The 18,214-nt window shown below is 69.9% G+C and carries 19 protein-coding genes; 4 read left to right on the top strand and 15 right to left on the bottom strand.

The genetic code is table 11. The features are described 5' to 3' along the window. Positions 1-2: 2 nt before the first annotated feature. From ABSY19_RS11650 to ABSY19_RS11640, 3 genes are all read left to right on the top strand, one after another. Complete coding sequence (locus tag ABSY19_RS11650) at positions 3-1,214, top strand: CaiB/BaiF CoA transferase family protein (protein ID WP_382162837.1); 1,212 nt, start codon at positions 3-5, stop codon at positions 1,212-1,214. Between the two features lie 63 nt (positions 1,215-1,277). Beyond that, positions 1,278-2,204 (top strand): LysR family transcriptional regulator, encoded by a 927-nt coding sequence (locus ABSY19_RS11645; protein ID WP_291117359.1) that lies wholly within the window; start codon positions 1,278-1,280, stop codon positions 2,202-2,204. Between the two features lie 13 nt (positions 2,205-2,217). Then, positions 2,218-2,784: an NADPH-dependent FMN reductase gene (locus ABSY19_RS11640; protein WP_382162834.1), complete on the top strand. Its 567-nt coding sequence runs from the start codon at positions 2,218-2,220 to the stop codon at positions 2,782-2,784. 15 nt (positions 2,785-2,799) lie between these two features. Here the strand turns inward: ABSY19_RS11640 and ABSY19_RS11635 are convergent, their stop codons facing one another. The 12 genes from ABSY19_RS11635 to ABSY19_RS11580 all read right to left on the bottom strand — a co-directional run bounded on the left by ABSY19_RS11635 (position 2,800) and on the right by ABSY19_RS11580 (position 13,962). Beyond that, positions 2,800-3,255, bottom strand: a complete 456-nt coding sequence (locus ABSY19_RS11635; RefSeq protein ID WP_382162832.1) for an SRPBCC family protein — start codon at positions 3,253-3,255, stop codon at positions 2,800-2,802. A gap of 123 nt (positions 3,256-3,378) precedes the next feature. Next, positions 3,379-4,008, bottom strand: coding sequence for a hypothetical protein (locus ABSY19_RS11630; RefSeq protein ID WP_382162829.1), 630 nt, complete (start codon positions 4,006-4,008; stop codon positions 3,379-3,381). 28 nt (positions 4,009-4,036) lie between these two features. Further along, positions 4,037-4,564, bottom strand: a complete 528-nt coding sequence (locus tag ABSY19_RS11625) for a hypothetical protein (RefSeq protein ID WP_382162826.1) — start codon at positions 4,562-4,564, stop codon at positions 4,037-4,039. A gap of 187 nt (positions 4,565-4,751) precedes the next feature. After that, positions 4,752-5,408 carry a hypothetical protein gene (locus ABSY19_RS11620; protein WP_382162823.1) on the bottom strand — a complete coding sequence of 219 codons (657 nt, stop codon included), beginning with the start codon at positions 5,406-5,408 and terminating at the stop codon, positions 4,752-4,754. Positions 5,409-5,456: 48 nt separating this feature from the next. Next, positions 5,457-6,677 carry a helix-turn-helix domain-containing protein gene (locus ABSY19_RS11615; RefSeq protein WP_382162821.1) on the bottom strand — a complete coding sequence of 407 codons (1,221 nt, stop codon included), beginning with the start codon at positions 6,675-6,677 and terminating at the stop codon, positions 5,457-5,459. A 43-nt stretch (positions 6,678-6,720) separates the two neighbouring features. Next, positions 6,721-7,536, bottom strand: a complete 816-nt coding sequence (locus ABSY19_RS11610) for an ABC transporter substrate-binding protein (RefSeq protein WP_382162818.1) — start codon at positions 7,534-7,536, stop codon at positions 6,721-6,723. 1 nt (position 7,537) lies between these two features. Continuing rightward, the gene (locus tag ABSY19_RS11605; protein WP_382162815.1) at positions 7,538-8,512 is read right to left on the bottom strand and encodes a Bug family tripartite tricarboxylate transporter substrate binding protein; all 975 of its coding nucleotides are present in this window, start codon (positions 8,510-8,512) and stop codon (positions 7,538-7,540) included. A 28-nt stretch (positions 8,513-8,540) separates the two neighbouring features. Next, entirely contained in the window at positions 8,541-9,530 is a 990-nt protein-coding gene (locus tag ABSY19_RS11600; RefSeq protein WP_382162812.1) for a zinc-binding dehydrogenase, read from the bottom strand. A gap of 21 nt (positions 9,531-9,551) precedes the next feature. Next, entirely contained in the window at positions 9,552-10,361 is an 810-nt protein-coding gene (locus ABSY19_RS11595; RefSeq protein ID WP_382162809.1) for an enoyl-CoA hydratase, read from the bottom strand. Continuing rightward, complete coding sequence (locus ABSY19_RS11590; RefSeq protein ID WP_382162806.1) at positions 10,361-11,551, bottom strand: CaiB/BaiF CoA transferase family protein; 1,191 nt, start codon at positions 11,549-11,551, stop codon at positions 10,361-10,363. The genes ABSY19_RS11595 and ABSY19_RS11590 overlap by 1 nt, the downstream gene beginning before the upstream one ends. 13 nt (positions 11,552-11,564) lie before the next feature. After that, positions 11,565-12,938, bottom strand: a complete 1,374-nt coding sequence (locus ABSY19_RS11585; protein ID WP_382162803.1) for an MmgE/PrpD family protein — start codon at positions 12,936-12,938, stop codon at positions 11,565-11,567. 52 nt (positions 12,939-12,990) lie between these two features. Next, positions 12,991-13,962: a Bug family tripartite tricarboxylate transporter substrate binding protein gene (locus tag ABSY19_RS11580; protein ID WP_382162800.1), complete on the bottom strand. Its 972-nt coding sequence runs from the start codon at positions 13,960-13,962 to the stop codon at positions 12,991-12,993. Positions 13,963-14,056: 94 nt separating this feature from the next. On the opposite strand from ABSY19_RS11580, the gene ABSY19_RS11575 reads away from it, so the two are divergent. After that, the gene (locus ABSY19_RS11575; RefSeq protein WP_382162797.1) at positions 14,057-15,004 is read left to right on the top strand and encodes a LysR family transcriptional regulator; all 948 of its coding nucleotides are present in this window, start codon (positions 14,057-14,059) and stop codon (positions 15,002-15,004) included. Between the two features lie 44 nt (positions 15,005-15,048). Here ABSY19_RS11575 and ABSY19_RS11570 read toward each other — a convergent pair whose 3' ends face one another. The 3 genes from ABSY19_RS11570 to ABSY19_RS11560 all read right to left on the bottom strand — a co-directional run bounded on the left by ABSY19_RS11570 (position 15,049) and on the right by ABSY19_RS11560 (position 18,204). Continuing rightward, the gene (locus tag ABSY19_RS11570) at positions 15,049-15,648 is read right to left on the bottom strand and encodes a hypothetical protein (protein WP_382162794.1); all 600 of its coding nucleotides are present in this window, start codon (positions 15,646-15,648) and stop codon (positions 15,049-15,051) included. A gap of 64 nt (positions 15,649-15,712) precedes the next feature. Next, positions 15,713-16,513: a carbon-nitrogen hydrolase family protein gene (locus ABSY19_RS11565; RefSeq protein ID WP_382162791.1), complete on the bottom strand. Its 801-nt coding sequence runs from the start codon at positions 16,511-16,513 to the stop codon at positions 15,713-15,715. A 2-nt stretch (positions 16,514-16,515) separates the two neighbouring features. After that, positions 16,516-18,204 (bottom strand): flavin monoamine oxidase family protein, encoded by a 1,689-nt coding sequence (locus ABSY19_RS11560; RefSeq protein WP_382162788.1) that lies wholly within the window; start codon positions 18,202-18,204, stop codon positions 16,516-16,518. Positions 18,205-18,214: the final 10 nt, after the last annotated feature.

Below are 18,214 nucleotides of genomic sequence, written 5' to 3'. Positions count from 1 at the left end.
CCATGCCAGACACCCAAGACACCCCCCGTCCCTTGCCCTTCGAAGGCATCCGCGTCGTCGAATTCACCCACATGGTCATGGGCCCCACCTGCGGCATGGTGCTGGCCGACCTGGGCGCCGAGGTCATCAAGGTCGAGCCACCCGCCGGCGACAACACGCGCCGCCTGCTCGGCTCGGGCGCGGGCTTCTACCCGCTGTTCAACCGCAACAAGAAAAGCCTGGTGCTGGACCTGCAGTCGCCCGAAGGCCGGGAGGCCGTGCTCAAGCTGATCGCCACCGCCGATGTGGTGAGCGAGAACTTCAAGCCCGGCACCATGAAGAAGCTGGGGCTCGATCACGCCAGCCTGAAGAAGCTCAACCCGCGCCTCATCTATGTGAGCCACAAGGGCTTCCTGCCCGGCCCGTACGACCACCGCACCGCGCTCGACGAGGTGGTGCAGATGATGGGTGGCCTGGCCTACATGACCGGCCGCCCCGGCGACCCGCTGCGCGCGGGTTCCTCGGTGAACGACATCATGGGCGGTCTGTTCGGCGCCATCGGCGTGATGGCCGCGCTCAGCGCGCGCGAGAAAACCGGCGAAGGCTGCGAGGTGCAGAGCTCGCTGTTCGAGAACAACGTCTTCCTCGTCGCGCAGCACATGATGCAGTTCGCCGTCACCGGCAAGGCCGCCGCGCCCATGCCCGACCGCATCTCCTCCTGGGGCATCTACGACGTCTTCCAGGTGAAGGACGGCGAGCAGATCTTCCTGGCCGTGGTGAGCGACACGCAGTGGGCCATCTTCTGCAACGCCTTCGGCTACCAGGACCTGCAGGCCGACCCGCGCCTGCAAGGCAACAACAACCGCGTGCGAAACCGCGACTGGCTCGTCCCCCTGCTGCGCGAGCGCCTGGCCCTGCAGAGCGCGACCGATCTCGCCGCGCTGTTCGAGCGCCACGGCCTGCCGTTCGCACCCATCACCAAACCCCACGAACTGCTGGACGACCCCCACCTCTGCGCCACGGGCGGGCTCGCGTCCATCACCCTGCCCGATGGCGAGCGCGCCGGCCAGGCCGCGCAGACCGTGTTGCTGCCGCTGGCGCTCGACGGCGAACGCCTGGGCGTGCGCCGCAGCCCGCCGAAACTCGGCGAACACAGCGCCGAGCTGCTGGCCGAGCTGGGCTACGGCGCGGAGGACGCGGCGCAACTGAGCCGCACGGTCGTCAAAGCCGCCTGAAAAGTCATCAATCAACCCAAAGTTGTCATTGATTCGCTCCTGCAGGTGGGGTAATCTGCCCGGGTGGACAAACTCAAGCAACTCGAAACCTTCGTGGCGGTCGCCACGCGCGGCAGCCTCACCGCCGCCGCCAAAGCCGAGGGCGTGGCCCCGGCCATCATCGGGCGCCGGCTCGACGCCCTCGAAGCCCGGCTCGGCGTGAAGCTCATGGTGCGCACCACGCGGCGCATCACCCTCACCCACGAAGGCAGCGCCTTCCTGGAAGACTGCCAGCGCCTGCTGGTGGACATGGCCAACGCCGAGGCCAGCGTGAGCGCCGGCGGCGTCAAGGCCAGCGGCCATCTGCGCATCACCGCGCCGGCCGGTTTCGGCCGCCGCCACGTGGCGCCGCTGGTGCCGCGCTTTCGCGAACTGCACCCCGAGGTCACCATCTCGCTGAACCTGAGCGACCGCGTGGTCGACGTGGCCGGCGAGGCCTACGACTGCGCCGTGCGCGTGGGCGATCTGCCGGACTCCTCCCTGGTCAGCGTGCGACTGGCCGACAACCGCCGCCTGTGCGTGGCCACGCCGCGTTACCTGCAGCAGCACGGCCGCCCGCAGGTGCCGGCCGACCTGGTGCGCTTCGACTGCCTCACGCTCTCCAGCGACGCCTCGCAGACCCGGGGCTGGGCCTTCACCGTGCCGGCGCCCGGCGGCCTGGGCGAGGTGGAGATCGTGCACCTGCGCCCCAACGGTCCGCTGGACTGCACCGACGGCCAGGTGCTGCGCGAATGGTGCCTGGCCGGTTATGGCATCGCCTGGCGCAGCACCTGGGAGGTGGAGGCCGACATCGCCGCCGGTCGGCTGGAAAGCGTGCTCGACGACTTCGCCGCGCCGCCCAATGGCATCTTCGTGCTGTTCCCGCAACGCAAGCACCTCGCGCTGCGCGTGCGCCTGTGGATCGACTTCCTCAAGCACGAGTACGCGCGGCCCGACTTCTGGAAAACCTGAACCCCTCACACCCATGACCACCAAGCTCCTCGGCCTCTCCGGCAGCCTGCGCCAGCTGTCCTTCAACACCTCGCTGCTGCGCGCGGCGGTTCCGCTGGCGGGCGACGCCGCACAGCTCGACGCCGCCACGCTGCACGGCATCCCGCTCTACGACGGCGACCTGGAGCAGCGCGAGGGCACGCCGGCGGCCGTTCGCGAACTCAAGGAAAAGATCCTCGCCAGCGACGGCCTGCTGCTCGTCACGCCCGAGTACAACAACGGCATTCCCGGCGTGTTCAAGAACGCGGTGGACTGGCTCTCGCGGCCCACGCCCGGCCTGCCCGACGTGTTCCGCGACCGGCCCGTGGCCGTCATCGGCGCCTCGCCCGGGGGCTTCGGCACCATCCTGTCGCAAGCCCACTGGCTGCCGGTGTTGCGCACCCTGGGCACCCACACGTGGCAGGGCGGGCGGCTCATGGTTTCGCGCGCGTCGTCCGTGTTCGGCCCCGACGGCGCGCTGCTGGACGACAAGGTGCGCCAGCAGCTCGGCGAATTCGTGCAGGGTTTCGCGGCCTTCGTCGCGGCCGCGAAAAAGCCCTGAAAGGGCGGCGGCGGTTCAGCCGGGGATGTCCGGCTCCACTAGGTGCGCCAGCTGGGCCAGCGACTCCTGCCAGCCCAGGTAACACATCTCCAGCGGGATCACGTCGGGGATGCCTTCCTGCACCACGTTGAACTCGGTGCCGCAGGACACCGCCGTGAGCTGCACGTCCACCGACATCGTGCCGGGCAGGTTCGGGTCGTCGAACTTGTCGGTGTAGCGCAGGCGCTGATGGGGCACGAGTTCCACGTACTCGCCGCCGAACGAATGGGCGTGGCCGGTCGAGAAATTGCGGAAAGACATGCGGAACGTGCCACCCACCCTGGCGTCCAGGTGCTCCACCTTGCAGAGAAAACCGTAGGGCGGCAGCCAGCGGGCGAGGGCATCGGCGTCGAGGAAGGCGCGGTAGACCTTCTCGGGCGGGGCTTTGAGGACACGGTGGAGGCGAACGGCGCGGGAAGAGGACGTGCTCATGGCGAGGGCCTTTCAGAAATGATCGTGTGACAAGGTCGGCGCCGGGGAGGCTTCTCGACCGGCTCCTGTTGACACGACGATCCAGGGTACGCCTTTTCGACAACGGCGTGCCCGAGGCCCGACTCATCGATGGCGTTTCTGCCTTAGGAGCTGTTCGTACAAGGCCAGCACCCGGGCCTTGTCGCGATGGTTCAAGTTGTCGAAATTCTCGTGTTCCACGTCACTGAAGACCGCTTCATCGGTGCAGCTCTCCGCGTGGTCGCTGCCAGTGGGGTTGGGTTCGGGCGCATAGGTATCCAGAAGAACCGCGATGCTGGTGCGATCGGCCCATCCAGCGAGTTCCAGTGCCGTTCGTCCATCGTGATTTTCCAGATCCCATTCGATGTTCCCGTGGACGTTTTCCAGGAATGGTTCCAGCGTGTCTTCCCATCCACCGTCGTCCATGGCTGCGTCCGTCATTCGCAAGGCAAGGTGATGCAGCAGGGTGTTCCCCTCGGCATCAGGCTGGTTGAGGTCGTATCCGTCAGGGTGTTCAGTCAAGAGAACGAAGGCGTTGATGTTGAGGCATCGAACGGCTTCGATCAGCAGCGTGCGCTGTTCTGCGGTGAGCGTGTGACCATCGACCTCTCCCGCATGGACCATGCGTTGAAGTCGGGTCATGTCGTTGTTGGCGATGGCCTCCTGGGCGACCCGACCCGAGTCGGGGAGGGCCAGCGCCGTGGTCTGGAAGTGTTTGAGCGAGATGGGGTTCATCTGGGGTCCTGGTTCCGCTGGGCGTGGGTCATTCGATGTGCATGTTCATGGATGGGATCGCTGTGGGCTCCATCTGCCCCGCGATCCATCCCGCGATGAGCTGCTTGTCGAGGTGCAGGGCCACATCAAGGGGGGTCTGGTTGTGCATGTTGCGCAAGCCCCAGTCGATCTGCAGGTGGGGGTTGTCTTCCAGCAATTCGTCCAGATGATCGAGCCATCCACTGCTCTCAAAAACCCCGTTGTTCAAGTGCAAGGCCATCGCGTGCCACGCCGAGTTGCCGTCCCAGTCTGTTTCATTGAGATCTCCCGCACCTGGGTGCGCCACCATGTCGAGAAACGAGAAAAGGGCGGACTGCCGCACCGCATAGATCAAGAGCGTTTCGCCGTTTTCACCGCTGGGGGTGTTGGCTGTGATGACGCCTTGTTCGAGCATCGCTCCCAGCTGCTCGAGTTGCTCTGTCTCATCGGCGTCAATCAGCGCCTTCGCCGTGGCAACGAGGTGCTCTGGGAGATGCATAGGGCCCGCGGGCCAGTGATGGGCGAAATTGACGTTCATGGGTTGTCGTGTCTGTGGCGAAAAAGGGTGACGGGAGTCCCCTGGACTCCCGAGAGCTGCAGTGGATCGAGGTGTCAAGAAGTTCGCTCGCAATGCACCCTTTAGGCCGGAACGGACTTGGCCTTGTGTGATTTCATCCTGTCCACGAGATCGCTCTTTCCAAGCCAGGACGCCAGCGCGGCCCCGATCACGCGGCCTTGGGTCGCCGCACCGCCCGCACCTTCCCACTCGGCCCACCGCCGCAATAGAACAGGTCCGCGCCATCGGATTCGAGGCCGCTCACGCCGAGGCCGGGCGGCATGTCCAGCCTTTCGAGCACCTTGCCACTCTGCGGGTCGATGCGGCGGATGTCGCTCTCGTCGCCCTCCCAGGTGCCGTGCCAGAGTTCGCCGTCGACCCAGGTGACACCGGTGACGAAGCGGTTGGATTCGATGGTGCGCCGGATCGCGCCGGTGGCCGGGTCGATCTGGTGGATCTTGCGGTCGCGGTACTGGCCGACCCACAGGCTGCCTTCGGCCCAGGTGAGCCCGGAGTCGGCGCCGCCGCCGGGCGCGGGGATGGAGGCGAGCACGGCGCCGGTGGCGGGGTCGATCTTGTCGATGCGCGCCTCGGCGATCTGGTACAGGTGCTTGCCGTCGAAGGCGGTGCCGGCATCGCCCGCGCGTTTCAGCGTGCGGGTGATCTCGCCGCTGGCGGGGTCGAAGGCGACGATGCCGTCGTCGGTGGCGGCCCACACGCGCTGGCCGTCGTGGGTGACGCCGTGCACGCGTTCGGAGCCGAGGAAGGGACCGTACTCGCGCACGACTTCGGCGGTGCGCGCGGTGGGGGTGGTCTGACGGGTCATGGTGAATCTCCTTGTGGCAGCACCGGGTGTCGGCGCTTGAGGGTCACTCTATTCAATCGGCAGCGAAGCAGGGAGTAACAAGATCGTCGCGAATCCGGCCAGCGGCGGCGCCAGCCAGCGCCGCGCGCGCGCCTGGCCGATGGCGCGCACGCGGCCCCCGGCCTCCAGCTCGGCGAGCGCGCGCTGCACGGTGCGCTGGCTCGCGCCCAGCGCGAGCGCGAGGGCCGAGGTGGACCAGGCCGCGCCGTCGGCCAGCAGCGCCAGCAGCGAGGCCTGTTCGCCGTCGATGGGCGGCGCGAGCAGCACGAGGGAGCGCCCGCCCGAGGGCCGCAGCGCGAAGCCGCGCGCGGTGGCCTCGATGCCCGCGAGGGGTTTGACGAGCGCGCGCAGGCGGCCGATCTCGACGCGCAGGCGCGCGCGGTGCGTCTCGTCCGGGCGGCGGGTGCGGAACGCCTCGGCGATCAGGGCCTCGCGCTCCACGTCGCCCGGCCAGGCCTGGGCGAGCGCGCGCGCCAGCGCGAACAGCACGGGCCGGCGCGCGAGCGATTGCCACGCGGCGCCCGTGCCCAGGCCGCGGCGGCAGGCGTCCACCACCAGCGCGTCGGAGGCCAGCAGGGCCGCCACGTCGGCCAGCCGCAGCGCCTGCTCGCTGCCGTTGCCCAGGCGGCGCGCGGCCGGTTGGTCCAGCGTGGCCTGGGCTTGTGCGACCTCGGCCTGCAGGGCGGGCACGCCGGCCCGTGTGGCCGCATCGCGCGCGCGGGCCAGGGCCGCGCGCCCGGCCTCCACGCGCAGCGAGCGCAGCGCGAGCTCGGCCGCGATCAGTTCGGCCACCGCCATGAGCGCGGGCGGCAGGCGGGCGGTGTCGATGGCCGCGAGCGCGGCCTCGGCCTCGGCGAGGCGGCCGAGCAGCAGCAGGCGGCGCGCCGCGATCAGCCGGGCCTGGCGCGCGTTGGCGTGGTCGGCGTGGGCTTCCAGGGTGGCCGCGGCGGCGGCCAGCGGGCGCGTGGAGCCACCGAGGTCACGCATGGCCAGCGCCACCTCGGCCTCGGCCACCACGCAGCGGGCGCGCGCCAGGGTTTCGTGTGCGCCGAAGCCTCGGCCGGCGCGCCGCAGCAGGTCGCGCGCGCGCGGGTGTTCCCCGAGCTGGGACATGGCGATGCCGCGCAAGGCCAGGGCCGGCGGGTCGTCGCGCAAGGCCACGCGCTTGAGCGCGCCCAGCGCGTCGCCCGCGGCCAGGGCGCGCGCGGCGGCGGTGATGAGGGAATCCATGCCGACAGGCTACCCCAGCCGGCGCAGGGGCGCCTCGCCGTGGTCAGCGGCTGGCGCGCGCGGGCGCCACGGCGGCGCCCTGGATCTGGTGCCGTTGCAGGCCCTGGGCCACGAAGCCGCTGGCCTTCATCTCTTCGATGAACCCGCTGAGCCAGGCTTGCGCCGCCGTGCGGCCCTTGGGCACGCCCATGGCCTGCTCGATCACCATGAAGCGCCCGGGCAGCAGGCGCACGCCGCCCACGCGCTGCGCGTCCGCCTCCAGCTGCTGCTTCACGCCGGCGGCCACGTCCAGCTTTTCGGCGAGGAACAGGTCGGTCACGGCGGGCGAGGTGGGCGCGCGCACCAGGGTGGCTGCCTTGATCTCGCGCGTGAGGAACAGGTCGTACGCGCTGCCGCGCCCGACGACCACGCGCGTGCCGGCGCGGTCCACGTCCTCGTTGCGGCGCAGCGGCGAGTCGTTGCGCACGAGGTAGGCGCCTTCGATGATCACGTAGGGCGCGGTGTACTCCATGTCGGCCGCGCGGACCGGGTCGATGGCGACGAAGGCGAGGTCCACCTGCCGGGCCTTGACCGCCTCCACCACGTTGCCGGCCGAGTTGAACAGCACCAGTTCGATGGGCACGCCCAGGCGCCGCGCGGCCTCGCGCGCGAGATCGACCGACACGCCCTGCGGCTCGCCCGAGGCGCTGCGCGTGGCCAGGATGGGGTTGCCGAAGTTGATCGCGGCGCGCAGCTTGCCGGTGGACGAGAGTTCGGCGATCGCGGCGGCCGGCGGGGGCGCCGAGGCGGGTCCGGGCGCGGCGCAGCCGGCGAGCGCCAGGGCGCTGGCGGCGCACAGGGTGCGGCGAAAGAGGTCCATGTCAGTCCACCTTCACGTTGGCGGTCTTGACCAGGTTGACCCAGAACTTGCCGTCTTCCACCAGGAAGCTGGCGAATTGCTCGGGCGAGCCGGAGAGCGAGACCTCGGTGCCTTCGCGCTCCAGCGCGGCCTTCACCGAGGGCTGCTGCATGGCGGTGCGCACCGCGTCGTGGATGGTCTTCACGATGGCCGGCGGCGTGCCCACGGGCGCGAACATGCCGTACCAGAACTCCAGGTTGTATTCGGGCAGGCCGGCCTCGCGCATGCCGGGCATGTCGGGCACCAGCGGCGAGCGTTCGCGCGTGCTGACGGCGATGGCGCGCAGCTTGCCCGCATTGGCCTGCGGCAGCACCGAGGGCGAGGTGCCGAAGGTGAGCTGCGTCTCGCCGGCCATCACCGAGGTGATGGCGAAGGAGCCGCCCCGGTAGGGCACGTGCGTCATCTCGGTGTTCGTCAGCAGGCTGAAGAGCGCGGCGCCCAGGTGCGGCGCCGAGCCGTTGCCCGAGGTGGAGTAGTTGAGCTTGCCGGGGTCTTTCTTGGCCGCCGCGATCAGGTCGGGCACGGTGCGGATGCTGCTGCTGGGGTTGACCGCCAGCACCAGCGGCGAGGTGGTCATCTTGCCCACGGGCAGCAGGTCGCTGGGCTTGTAGGTCAGCTTGGGGTTGAGCGCGGGGTTGACCGAGATGGCGCTGGGGCTGGCGATCAGCAGCGTGTAGCCGTCGGGCGCGGCCTTGGCCACGATGTCGGCCGCGATGCTGGAGCCGTTGCCGGGCTTGTTGTCGATCAGCACGGTCTGGCCCAGGGCCTTGCTGAAGGACTCGCTCATGGCGCGCGCCACGTAGTCGGCCGCGCCGCCCGGCGCGAAGCCGATCACGATGCGGATGGGCTTGTTCGGGTAGGGCGCGGGCTGCGCCCAGCCGAGGGAGGCCAGGGTGCCCAGCGCGAGCGCCAGGACGAATTGCTTGCGGTGCTTCACGGGGTTGTCTCCTCTTGCGGGTGGTGGTTCAGCTCGCGTCCGCCGGCATGCGCAGGACGATTTTTCCGATGTGCGCGCCGGCTTCCATGCGCGCCTTGGCTTGCTCGAGTTGCGAGAAGTCCATCACCCGGTCGATGTGCGGCTGGATGCGGCCGGCAGCGATGAGGGGCATGACCTCGGCCACGAAACGCGGCAGCGCGGCCGCCCGCTGTTCCTTGGTGCGCAATTTGTTGGAGACGCCGAACAGCACGAGGCGTTTGGCGTGCAGGGCTTCGAGGTCGATCTCGGCGCGCACCACGCCGTCCACATAGCCCACGGTGGCCAGGCGCCCTTCGAACGCGAGCGCGCGCAGGCTCTCGGCGAACACCGTGCCGCCCACGGTGTTGATGACCAGGTTCACGCCCTGCTGGTCCGTGGCCTTGAGCACGGCGGGCGCGAAGTCGGCCGCGCGGGTGTGCAGCGCCACGTCCAGGCCCAGCGGCTGCAGCGCCGCGAGCTTGTCGGCCGAGCCCGAGGTGCCGATGACCCGCGCGCCCAGGGCCTTGGCCAGCTGCAGCGAGGCCACGCCCACGCCGGAGGACACGCCGTTGATGAGCAGCCACTCGCCCGCCTGCAGCCGGCCTTGCAGCACCAGCATGTCGAACGCGACCAGGAAGGTGAGCGGCACGGCGGCGGCCTGTTCCCAGCCGAGCGCCACCGGCACGGGCATGGCTTCGATCTCTTCCATCAGCGCGCACTCGGCGAAGGCGCCCGGGCAGCGGCCCATCACGCGGTCACCGGGTCGGAAGGTGGTGACCTCGGCGCCGACGGCGATCACCTCGCCCGCGCCTTCGCCGCCGATGGCTTTCCAGGTGCCGGGCGCGCCGTGCAGGCCGTGGCCGAGCAGGAACTCGCCGCGGTTCAGCGCAGCCGCTCGCATGCGCACCAGCAGCTGCCGCGCGCCGGGCGTGGGCACCGGCGTCTCGCGCAAGGCGAGCTCGGTGGCGGTGTCGGTCATCTGCATCCAGTAGGCCTGCATGGTGGGGTTTCCTGGTGTGGCTCAGCGGCCGGTGAACACGGGTTTGCGCTTCTGCATGAAGGCCGTGCGGCCTTCGGTGTAGTCGGCGCTTTCGAAGCAGCCGCGGATGAGCGAGGCGCACAGCGCGCTGTCGAGTTCGGGCGAAGGCTTGAGGATTTCGCGCGTGATCGCCTTGCCGGCCATCACGGTCAGCGGCGCGTTCTCGGCGATGCTGCCCGCGTACTCCGCCAGCAGCGCGGGCAGGGCCTCGGGCTCGCAGACGCGCGAGACCAGGCCGAGCGATGTCGCTTCGGCCGCGTCGATGCGGCGGGCGGTGAAGAACAGGTCCTTGGCCGCGCCGGGGCCGATCAGGTCCACCAGGTTTTTCATGGCGGAGTAGCGGTAGCCCAGGCCCAGGCGCGCGGCCGGGATGGAGAACACCGAGTCGCTGGCGGCGATGCGGATGTCGCAGCTGATCGCCACGTTCACGCCGCCGCCGATGCAGTAACCCCGGATGCAGGCCAGCGTGGGCTTGGGGAAGTCGTGGATGCCCATCAGCGTGGTCTCGGCCATCTTCTCGTAGTAGGCGACGGCCTCGCGCGCGGCGCGCATGTCCTCGAACTGCGTGATGTCCGCGCCCGAGACGAAGGCCTTGTCGCCCGCGCCGGAGAACACGACCAGGCGCACGCGGTCATCGTCGCGGGCCAGGGCCAGCAGCGGCGGCACGGCCTCCCACATGTCGACCGAGAGCGCGTTGTGGCGCGCCGGGTTGTTGAAGCGGATGTGCAGCGTGCGCCCGTCCAGCCAGGTCTGCACGCGCTCGGTGGGGGAGGTGTAGGTGGGATCGGTCATCAATAGACTCCGGCGGCTTTCATGCGGGCGAGGTCCTCGGGCCCGAGGCCGAGTTCGGCCAGGATTTCTTCGGTGTGTTCGCCCCGGCGCGGCGCGGCGCGCGCGATGGTGCTGGGCGTGCGCTCCAGCTGCATGGGCTGGCCCACCAGGCGCTGCGGTCCCTGCCACTTCGAGACCACGTCCTTGACCATGCCCAGGTGCTGCACCTGCGGTTCTTCCAGCGCTTCCTGCATGTTGCTGATCAGGCCGCAGGCCACGCCGCCGTCGTTGAGTTGCGCGATCCAGTGGCTGCGGTCGTGCTCGGCCAGGCGGTGGTTGATCTCGGCGTTGAGCGTGTCGCGGTTCACCGAGCGCGAGGGCTTGTCGTGGTAACGCTCGTCGGTGATCCATTCGGGCGCGCCGAGGATGTGGCAGAAGCGTTCCCAGATCTTGGAGCCGAACACCGCGATGTTCATGTAGCCGTCGCGCGCCTTGTAGACGCCGGTGGGGATGCTGGTGGGGTGGAAGTTGCCGGCCTGCGTGGCGACCTCGCCGTCGATCAGGTAGCGCGAGGTCTGGAAGTCCAGCATGTAGACCATGGACTCCAGCAGCGAGGTGTGCAGGAACTGGCCTTTCCCCGAGGCTTCGCGCTCCAGCAGCGCGACCAGGATGCCCTGCGCGGCGAAGATGCCGGCGCACAGGTCGGCGATGGGTATGCCCACGCGCATCGGGCCGTCACCCGGCGTGCCGGTGACGGACATCAGGCCGCCCATGCCCTGCGCGATCTGGTCGAAGCCGGGGCGCGAGGCGAGCGGGCCGGTCTGGCCGAAGCCCGAGATGCTGGCGTAGACCAGGCCCGGGTTGCTCGCGGCCAGCGAGGCGTAGTCGATGCCCAGGCGGAACTTCACATCGGGCCGGAAGTTCTCGACCACCACGTCCGCGCCGTCGATCAGGCGCTTGAGCGTGGCGATGCCTTCGTCCGTCTTGAGGTTGAGCGTGATCGAACGCTTGTTGCGGTGCGTGTACTGGTAGTCGGAGCCGTCCTGGCCGCCGAGCGTGTCGTCGCCGCGCATGCTGTCGGGCATCTGCACCTGGACCACGTCGGCGCCCCAGTCGGCGAGCTGGCGGCAGGCCGTGGGGCCGGCGCGCACCTGGGTCAGGTCGATGACGCGAAAGCGCTGCAGGGCGGTGGAGGCGGGCAGGTGGGGCATGGTGCGCCTCCGGTCACTGCGGGCGGCACAGCGCGGTGAGCGCGCGCACGTCCGGCAGCGAGGCCAGCGAGGCGCAGGCGGCCGTGATGTCGCGCGCCTTCGCCTCGCCCAGCACGGGCACCACCAGGGCCTGGAATTTCGCTTCGAGCTGTGCGTCCGACAGCGGGTTGCGCAGCGAGCCGATGGCGTCCTCCACGCGCACTTCCACGCGCCGGCCGTCGAGCAGCACGGCCGTCACATGCACCGCCGCTTCGGCGATGCTGTCGTCCACCGCGGCCTGCACCTTGTCGCGCAGGGCCACCACCCGCGGGTCGGTGACGACCGCGTCGGAGAACTCTTCCTCGCCTGCGCGCCCGTGGATCAGGCCCACCGCGCAGCCGTGGTACACGCTGAACTTGCCCTGCAGGCCGTCCTTCGGCGCCTTCTTGCCGGTGAGTTCCAGCACCAGCGAGTGCACGCGCAGCTCGATGTGCTTCACCTGATCCGGTGTCACGCCTTGCCCGCGCAGCTGCACGCAGGCGTCGATGCTGGGGTGGATGACGATGCCGCAGGCGAAGGGCTTGTAGGTGTTGAAGGAGATCTCGAAGCGCTCGCCGAGTTCGTCCGTCGCTTCGTTCCAGGCGCGCTTGTCCGAGGCCACCTGCACGAAGCCGCGCGGTGCCTCGAGCGCGCGTGGGCTGGCGGTGAAGCCCTGGCTGGCCAGCAGGGCCGACATGAGGCCGGCGCGCGCCGCACCGCCGGGGTGGAAGGGCTTGGTCATGGTGCCGAACTGCTCGCGCAGGCCGACCGGTTGCGAGGCCGCGATGCCGATGGCCATGGCGGTCTGCGCCTCGTCCAGCCCGAGCAGGCGCGCGCAGCCGGCCGCCGCGCCCAGCATGCCGGTGGAGCCGGTGATGTGCCAGCCGCGGTCGTAGTGGTCGGGGTACATCACGTTGCCGATGCGGCAGGCCACGTCGATGCCCAGCACCAGGGCATCGAGCACCTCGCGCCCGCTGCTGCCCCGGTGCTCGGCCAGGGCCAGCACGGCCGAGGCCACCGGGCCGGCGGGGTGGATGATGGTCTTCAGGTGCGTGTCGTCGAAGTCGAAGGTGTGCGAGGTGATGCCGTTGACCAGCGCCGCGCTGGCCATGTCCACCTGCTCGCGGCGGCCGAGCACGCTGGCCTGGGGCGCGGGCTGCAGCAGCTGCACGGCGGCCACGGCGGCGTCCGCCGCCTCGTGTTGCGCCGCGCCGATGGCGCAGCCCAGCCAGTTGTAGAAGGTGCGGTGGGCCTCGCGCTCCACGGCCTCGCTCCAGCCGCGCGAGGGGTGGCGGGCGACGAAGCGGGCGAGCAGGGTGGTGATGGGCGGGGCCGTGAGATCGGCGGGGACTTGGGTGTTGCGGGTCACGGGTTCGGGGCTCTGAGGTTGGAGAAGAGAAAGAAAGAGCGGGCGCCGGGCGTCACTCGTCCAGGCGGATGTTTCGGGCCTTGGCCAGCGCGGTCCAGCGCGTGACGTCGGCCTTGATGTACTGGCCGAACTGCTCGGGCGTCATGGGCCACGGCTCCACCGCTTCGCCCGCGAGCTTCTCGGCCAGCTCGGGCGCCTTGAGCACGGCGACCTGGGTTTCGTTGAGGCGGCGCACGATGTCGGGTGGCATGCCGGCCGGGCCGACCACGCCGTACCACTGCATGGCGTCGAAACCTTTGAAACCGACCTCTTCCATGGTCGGCACGTCTTTCAGTTGCGGGCTGCGCTGCTTGCCGGTCACGGCGAGCGCGCGCATGCGGCCCGAGCGCAGGTGGGGCAGGGCCGCGGCCAGGCCCGGGAAGACGGCCTGGGTCTGGCCGCCGAGCAGGTCGTTCATGGCCGGCGCGACGCCGCGGTAGGGGATGTGCAGCAGGAACATGCCCGTCTCCTGCTTGAGCAGCTCCATCGTGAGGTGGGTGAGCGAGCCCTGGCCGGCCGAGCCGTAGCTGAGCTTGCCCGGCTGGCGCTTCACGTAGTCGATGAATTCCTTGATGTCCTTGACCGGCACGCTGCTGTTGACCACCAGCACGTTGGGCGTGGCGCCGATCATGCCGATGGGGGTGAAGTCGGTGACGGCGTCGTAGCTGACGCGGCGCGTGGCGGGCGTGGTGCCGTGGGTGGCGACGTAGCCCTGCAGCAGGGTGTAGCCGTCGGCCGGCGCGCGCGCGGTGAGCTGGCAGGCCACCACGCCGCCGCCGCCGCTCTGGTTGTCCACGACGAAGTTCTGGTTGAGCAGCTTGCCCCAGCGCTCGGTGACCACGCGGGCGATCATGTCGCTGCCGCCGCCGGCCGCCACCGGGACGATGTAGCGCATGGAGCGCGCGGGGTAGGCCTGTTGGGCCATGGCGAGCTGCGGCAGGGCCAGGGTGGCCCCCGCTGCCTGCAAGAGGTGGCGGCGTTTCATGTGGCTTGTCTCCTTCGTTGTGGGCGCATGTTGACAGTGGGCCAACCTGCTGTAAATTGCATCTTTCTGAGGTCTTGATGCATTGCTTGCAAGAATGAAAGGCACCCCCATGGGCACGCTCAAACCCACGCTGGCGGACCTGCGCGCCTTCGTCACCGTGGGCGAACTGCAGAGCTTCGCGGCCGCCGCCAAGGCCCTGCACCTGTCGCAGCCAGCGCTCTCGCGCCGCATCTCGCACCTGGAGGGGCTGCTGGACGTGCGCCTGTTCGACCGCACCACGCGCAGCGTGGAACTCACGCAGCTGGGCCAGCGCTTTCTGGGCCAGGTGCGCAGCGTCATCACCGACCTGGACCGCTCGGTGGTCGACCTGCACGACGTGGCCCACATCGAGGCCGGCGACGTCACGGTGGGCTGCGTGTTCTCCGCCGTGCACCATTTCCTGCCCGGCGTGATCCGCAGTTTTCGCGAGCAGCACCCGCACGTGCTGGTGCGCATCATCGAAGAGGGGGCCGACGAGGTCCTGGCCAGCGTGAAGAGCGGCGAAGCCGACTTCGCGCTCAACTACACCGGCATGCAGGACCCGGAGGTGGCGTTCACGCCCTTGCTGAAGGAGCGTTTCGTGCTGGCCTGCCCGGTCGGGCACCCGCTGGCCAAGCGCCGCTCGGTGCGCTGGGAGGAGATCGTGGACTACCCCTACGCGCTGGTGTCGCACGCCAGCCGCAACCGCGTGCTGATCGACCAGGCGCTGGCCGAGGTGACACCGCTGCCCCGGCCGGTGTGCGAGTTCCGCCACATCTCCACGCTGATCGGCTTCGTGGACAACGGGCTGGGCGTGGCCATCGTGCCGCAGCTCACGCTGCCGCGCCAGCCAGCCTCGGTGGTGGGCGTTCCGCTGGAGCACCCGGTCATCAGCCGCACCATCGGTCTGACGCAGCGCACCGGGCGCAGCCTCTCGCCGGCGGCGGCGGCCTTCGCGCGCCTGCTCACGCAGGCCAGCCGCGCCACGACCCGGCGCGGCCTTCGGCGTTCAGGCGTGGTCTGACGCGCTGGCCGCTTCAACGTGAGCGGCTGTCCGGGCGGCGCCTCTCAGGCCAGCAGGCCGTGGCCTTCAACGTCCGGATCGCCCGGCCCATCCGAACCGCTGCGGAATGAATGGCCGGACTCGAGGTCGCTGCTGGCCGAGGTGTCCACGCCCGGGACTTCGTAGGTCGCCAGGAAGCCGAGAAGGTTGTCTTTGTGCACCGTTTCGGCCAGCTCGACCGCCGTGAGGCCTCGGATGTTGTGGCGTTCCCAGTCGAAGAACAAGTGGAATTCGTGGAAGAAGTCTTCCAGCAGGTTCGCGAGCACCGGTTGGTCCGAGGGTTCGTCAAACCAGGCATCTGGCAGGTGCGTCGCCATGTCGTGGAGCACCGTGTTGCCCTGGTCATCGTGGTGCATCAGTTCGGGCTCGATCGACCGGATCGCCACGTCGGCGAGCAGCAGGTACAGGGCGTTGGCGTTGCGGTGCCTCACGGTCTCCATCAGCAGGGTGACGCCCTGGGTGTTCCGCGTATTCAGGTTGACGTTCTGTTGGGCCAGCTGCCACATGAGTTGGGGCAGGTCGTGGTTGGCGATGGCCTGGCGCGCCAGATCGCCGGGATCGACGGCTGCCTGTGGACGAAGGCCGGTACCAAAGATGGAGTGCACGGAGGGCTCACTTTCGCTTCAAAAAGGATGAAGCAGAAGCAGTGGGCGCGGTCCCGCGCTCGGTTCAGCTCCAAGCGGGAGGGAGATCGCCGCGCCGGTCGCGCAGCTGCGAGTGCTGCCGCGCTTCGGCCAGGGCGCCGCGCGCGAGGGTGGCGAAGCGCAGGGTTTCCTCGCGCCCACCCTGGTCCATCACGGCGCCGTCCGGCGCGCAGACCGTGCTCAGGCCGCCGTAGGTGGTGCGGCCTTCCTGGCCGCAGGCGTTGGCGTAGGCCACGAACACGCGGTTCTCCAGCGCGCGCGCGGGCAGCAGCAGGCGCTGCACCTCGTCGAAGTCGATCATGTTCGCGGTCGGCACGAGCACCGCGTCGGCACCCTGCAGCGCGAGGCCGCGCGCGGGTTCGGGGAACTCGATGTCGTAGCAGATCAGCAGGCCGAGCCGCCAGCCTTGCCAGGCGAACACGGCGGGCGCCTGCGGGCCGGGGCTGAACTGCGCGCGGTCGATGTCGCCGAACAGGTGGGTCTTGCGGTAGTTCGCGAGGCGCTGGCCGTCGGCGTCGATGAACTGCACCGCGTTCCAGGGCTTGCCGTCGGCGTTCTGCTCGGGGTAGCCGTAGACGATGGCGAGGCCATGGCGCTGCGCGATGGCGGCCACGGCCTGCGCGAGCGCGCCGTCGGCCGGCTCGGCCAGGGCCGCCACGCCGGCCGCGCCGATCTGGTAACCGGTGAGCGACATCTCGGGGCACAGCAGCAGCCCGGCGCCCTGGGCGCGCGCCTGCGCGGCGGTGGCGTCGAGCAGCACCAGGGCCTGGGACGGGCTGCCCGCGTAGGGGCATTGCCAGAGGGCGAGGGTGAGGGTGTCGTCCATGCTCAGTCCGGCAGGGCCATGGGCCCGAGTTCGGCGAACACGTCGCCCGGCCCGGGGTTGGCCGCGTGCGTGTGGCCGCCCAGGTGCTTGACGATGCCCCACACCGCGTTCAGCGAGGTCTGCACCGCGCCCTCGACCCAGGCGGGCGTGAAGGACACGTCGTCGCCCGCGAGGAAGATGCCGCGCTCGGTGGCCGCGAAGCCGTCCTGCATGAAGTGGCTGTACATGCGGTGGTTGTAACGGTAGTGGCCGGGCAGCGCGCCCTTGAAGGCGCCGAGGAAGTGCGGGTCGGCCTCCCAGGAGACGCTGATCGGGTCGCCGATGATGTGGCTGGCGATGTCCACGTCGGGGTAGATCTTCTGCAGGGCCTGCAGCGCGAGCTGCACGCGCTTCTGGGTGCCGTGCGGCAGCATCTTGAGCGCATCGCCCATCCAGGCGTAGCTCAGGCAGATCACGCCGGGCTGGTCGGGCCCGTTGTCGAACAGGTAGGTGCCGCGCGTGAGCCGGTCGGTGAGCGTCATGCCCATCTGCGGCCAGCCCTTTTTCACCCCTTCGTCCCGCAGGTCGTTCCAGAACGGGCGGTCCACCATCACGAAGGTCTTGGACGACTGCATGTAGCGCGTGCGATCCAGCGCCATCCAGTGCTTCTGCGAGAACAGCGCCTCTTCCACCGCGATCTGCGTGGTCAGCAGCCAGCTCTGGCAGGTGGTGAGCACGGCCGGGTAGCTGCGCGTGTTGCCCCAGGTGTCGGTGACGGCGAGTTCGTTGCTCGCCGCGCGCGCGATGGCCGTGACGCCGGGGCGCGGCGCGCCGTGGTGCAGGCCGGCCAGGGTGGTGCCGGCGGGCCAGTGGCGCAGCTCGTTTTCGGCGGGCGCGTGGTGCCACAGGCCCAGCGGCACCTGCTGCACGCCACCCACGATGAGGTGCTGGTTCTCGTCGCAGCCGGTGAGCACCACGCGCAGGATCTCGAGCATGGAGTTGGGGAAGTCGGAGTCCCAGCCGCCGGTGCCGAAACCGACCTGGCCGAACACCTCGCGGTGCTGGAACGGCAGGCGCGAGAAGGCTTTGGAGGTGGCGACGAAGTCGTAGAAGGTGCGGTCGTCCCACAGGGGAACGAGGCGGTCCCACAGCGCCTTGAGCTTGGCCGCGTCGCGCTCGCGCAGCGCCTGCTGCAGGCCGGTGAAGCCGGCGCCTTCCTCCAGCGCCTGGGCCCAGGCCTCGGCCACCTCGCCGAACAGGGGCGGCAGGTCGGCCAGGGTGCGGCCCCAGTGGGTCTGGCCTTCGAGGTCGATCACGGTGCAGCCGGCGGCGGGTGTGAGCGGGTTGGGGAAGGGCTGGGTCTTGAGGCCGAGCCGGTTCACGTAGTGGAAGAAGGCGGTGCTCGACGCGGGAAAGCGCATGCCCCCGAGCTCGGCGATCGCGCCCTGGCCACCCTCGAAGGCCTGCGAGCGCAGCCGCCCGCCCATGCGCGAGGCCTCGTAGACCACGGGCTTCAAGCCCAGCTTCATCAGCTCGTAGGCCGCCACCATGCCAGCCATGCCGGCGCCGACGATGGCCACCTCCTGCCCCAGGCGCTCGGCGGGCAGCTCGCCCAGGCCTTGCGGGTGGGCGATCCAGTCGTCGAAGGCGAACGGGAAGTCGGGTCCGAACAGGGTCACGGGCGCTTCGGCGCCGCGTTGGGGGGTGGACATGGTGGAACCT

Source organism: Hydrogenophaga sp. ANAO-22, assembly GCF_042466645.1.
GTDB lineage: Bacteria > Pseudomonadota > Gammaproteobacteria > Burkholderiales > Burkholderiaceae_C > Hydrogenophaga.
The sequence above is the reverse complement of the archived record's forward strand: the minus strand, read 5'-3'. Positions and strand labels throughout refer to the sequence as shown.

Bases quoted from the DNA above. Each gene is read 5' to 3' on its own strand.
- ABSY19_RS11650 (WP_382162837.1), top strand. From the start codon at position 3: ATGCCAGACACCCAAGACACCCCCCGTCCCTTGCCCTTCGAAGGCATC.
- ABSY19_RS11640 (WP_382162834.1), top strand. From the start codon at position 2,218: ATGACCACCAAGCTCCTCGGCCTCTCCGGCAGCCTGCGCCAGCTGTCC.
- ABSY19_RS11635 (WP_382162832.1), bottom strand. From the start codon at position 3,255: ATGAGCACGTCCTCTTCCCGCGCCGTTCGCCTCCACCGTGTCCTCAAA.
- ABSY19_RS11630 (WP_382162829.1), bottom strand. From the start codon at position 4,008: ATGAACCCCATCTCGCTCAAACACTTCCAGACCACGGCGCTGGCCCTC.
- ABSY19_RS11625 (WP_382162826.1), bottom strand. From the start codon at position 4,564: ATGAACGTCAATTTCGCCCATCACTGGCCCGCGGGCCCTATGCATCTC.
- ABSY19_RS11620 (WP_382162823.1), bottom strand. From the start codon at position 5,408: ATGACCCGTCAGACCACCCCCACCGCGCGCACCGCCGAAGTCGTGCGC.
- ABSY19_RS11615 (WP_382162821.1), bottom strand. From the start codon at position 6,677: ATGGATTCCCTCATCACCGCCGCCGCGCGCGCCCTGGCCGCGGGCGAC.
- ABSY19_RS11610 (WP_382162818.1), bottom strand. From the start codon at position 7,536: ATGGACCTCTTTCGCCGCACCCTGTGCGCCGCCAGCGCCCTGGCGCTC.
- ABSY19_RS11600 (WP_382162812.1), bottom strand. From the start codon at position 9,530: ATGCAGGCCTACTGGATGCAGATGACCGACACCGCCACCGAGCTCGCC.
- ABSY19_RS11595 (WP_382162809.1), bottom strand. From the start codon at position 10,361: ATGACCGATCCCACCTACACCTCCCCCACCGAGCGCGTGCAGACCTGG.
- ABSY19_RS11590 (WP_382162806.1), bottom strand. From the start codon at position 11,551: ATGCCCCACCTGCCCGCCTCCACCGCCCTGCAGCGCTTTCGCGTCATC.
- ABSY19_RS11580 (WP_382162800.1), bottom strand. From the start codon at position 13,962: ATGAAACGCCGCCACCTCTTGCAGGCAGCGGGGGCCACCCTGGCCCTG.
- ABSY19_RS11575 (WP_382162797.1), top strand. From the start codon at position 14,057: ATGAAAGGCACCCCCATGGGCACGCTCAAACCCACGCTGGCGGACCTG.
- ABSY19_RS11565 (WP_382162791.1), bottom strand. From the start codon at position 16,513: ATGGACGACACCCTCACCCTCGCCCTCTGGCAATGCCCCTACGCGGGC.
- ABSY19_RS11560 (WP_382162788.1), bottom strand. From the start codon at position 18,204: ATGTCCACCCCCCAACGCGGCGCCGAAGCGCCCGTGACCCTGTTCGGA.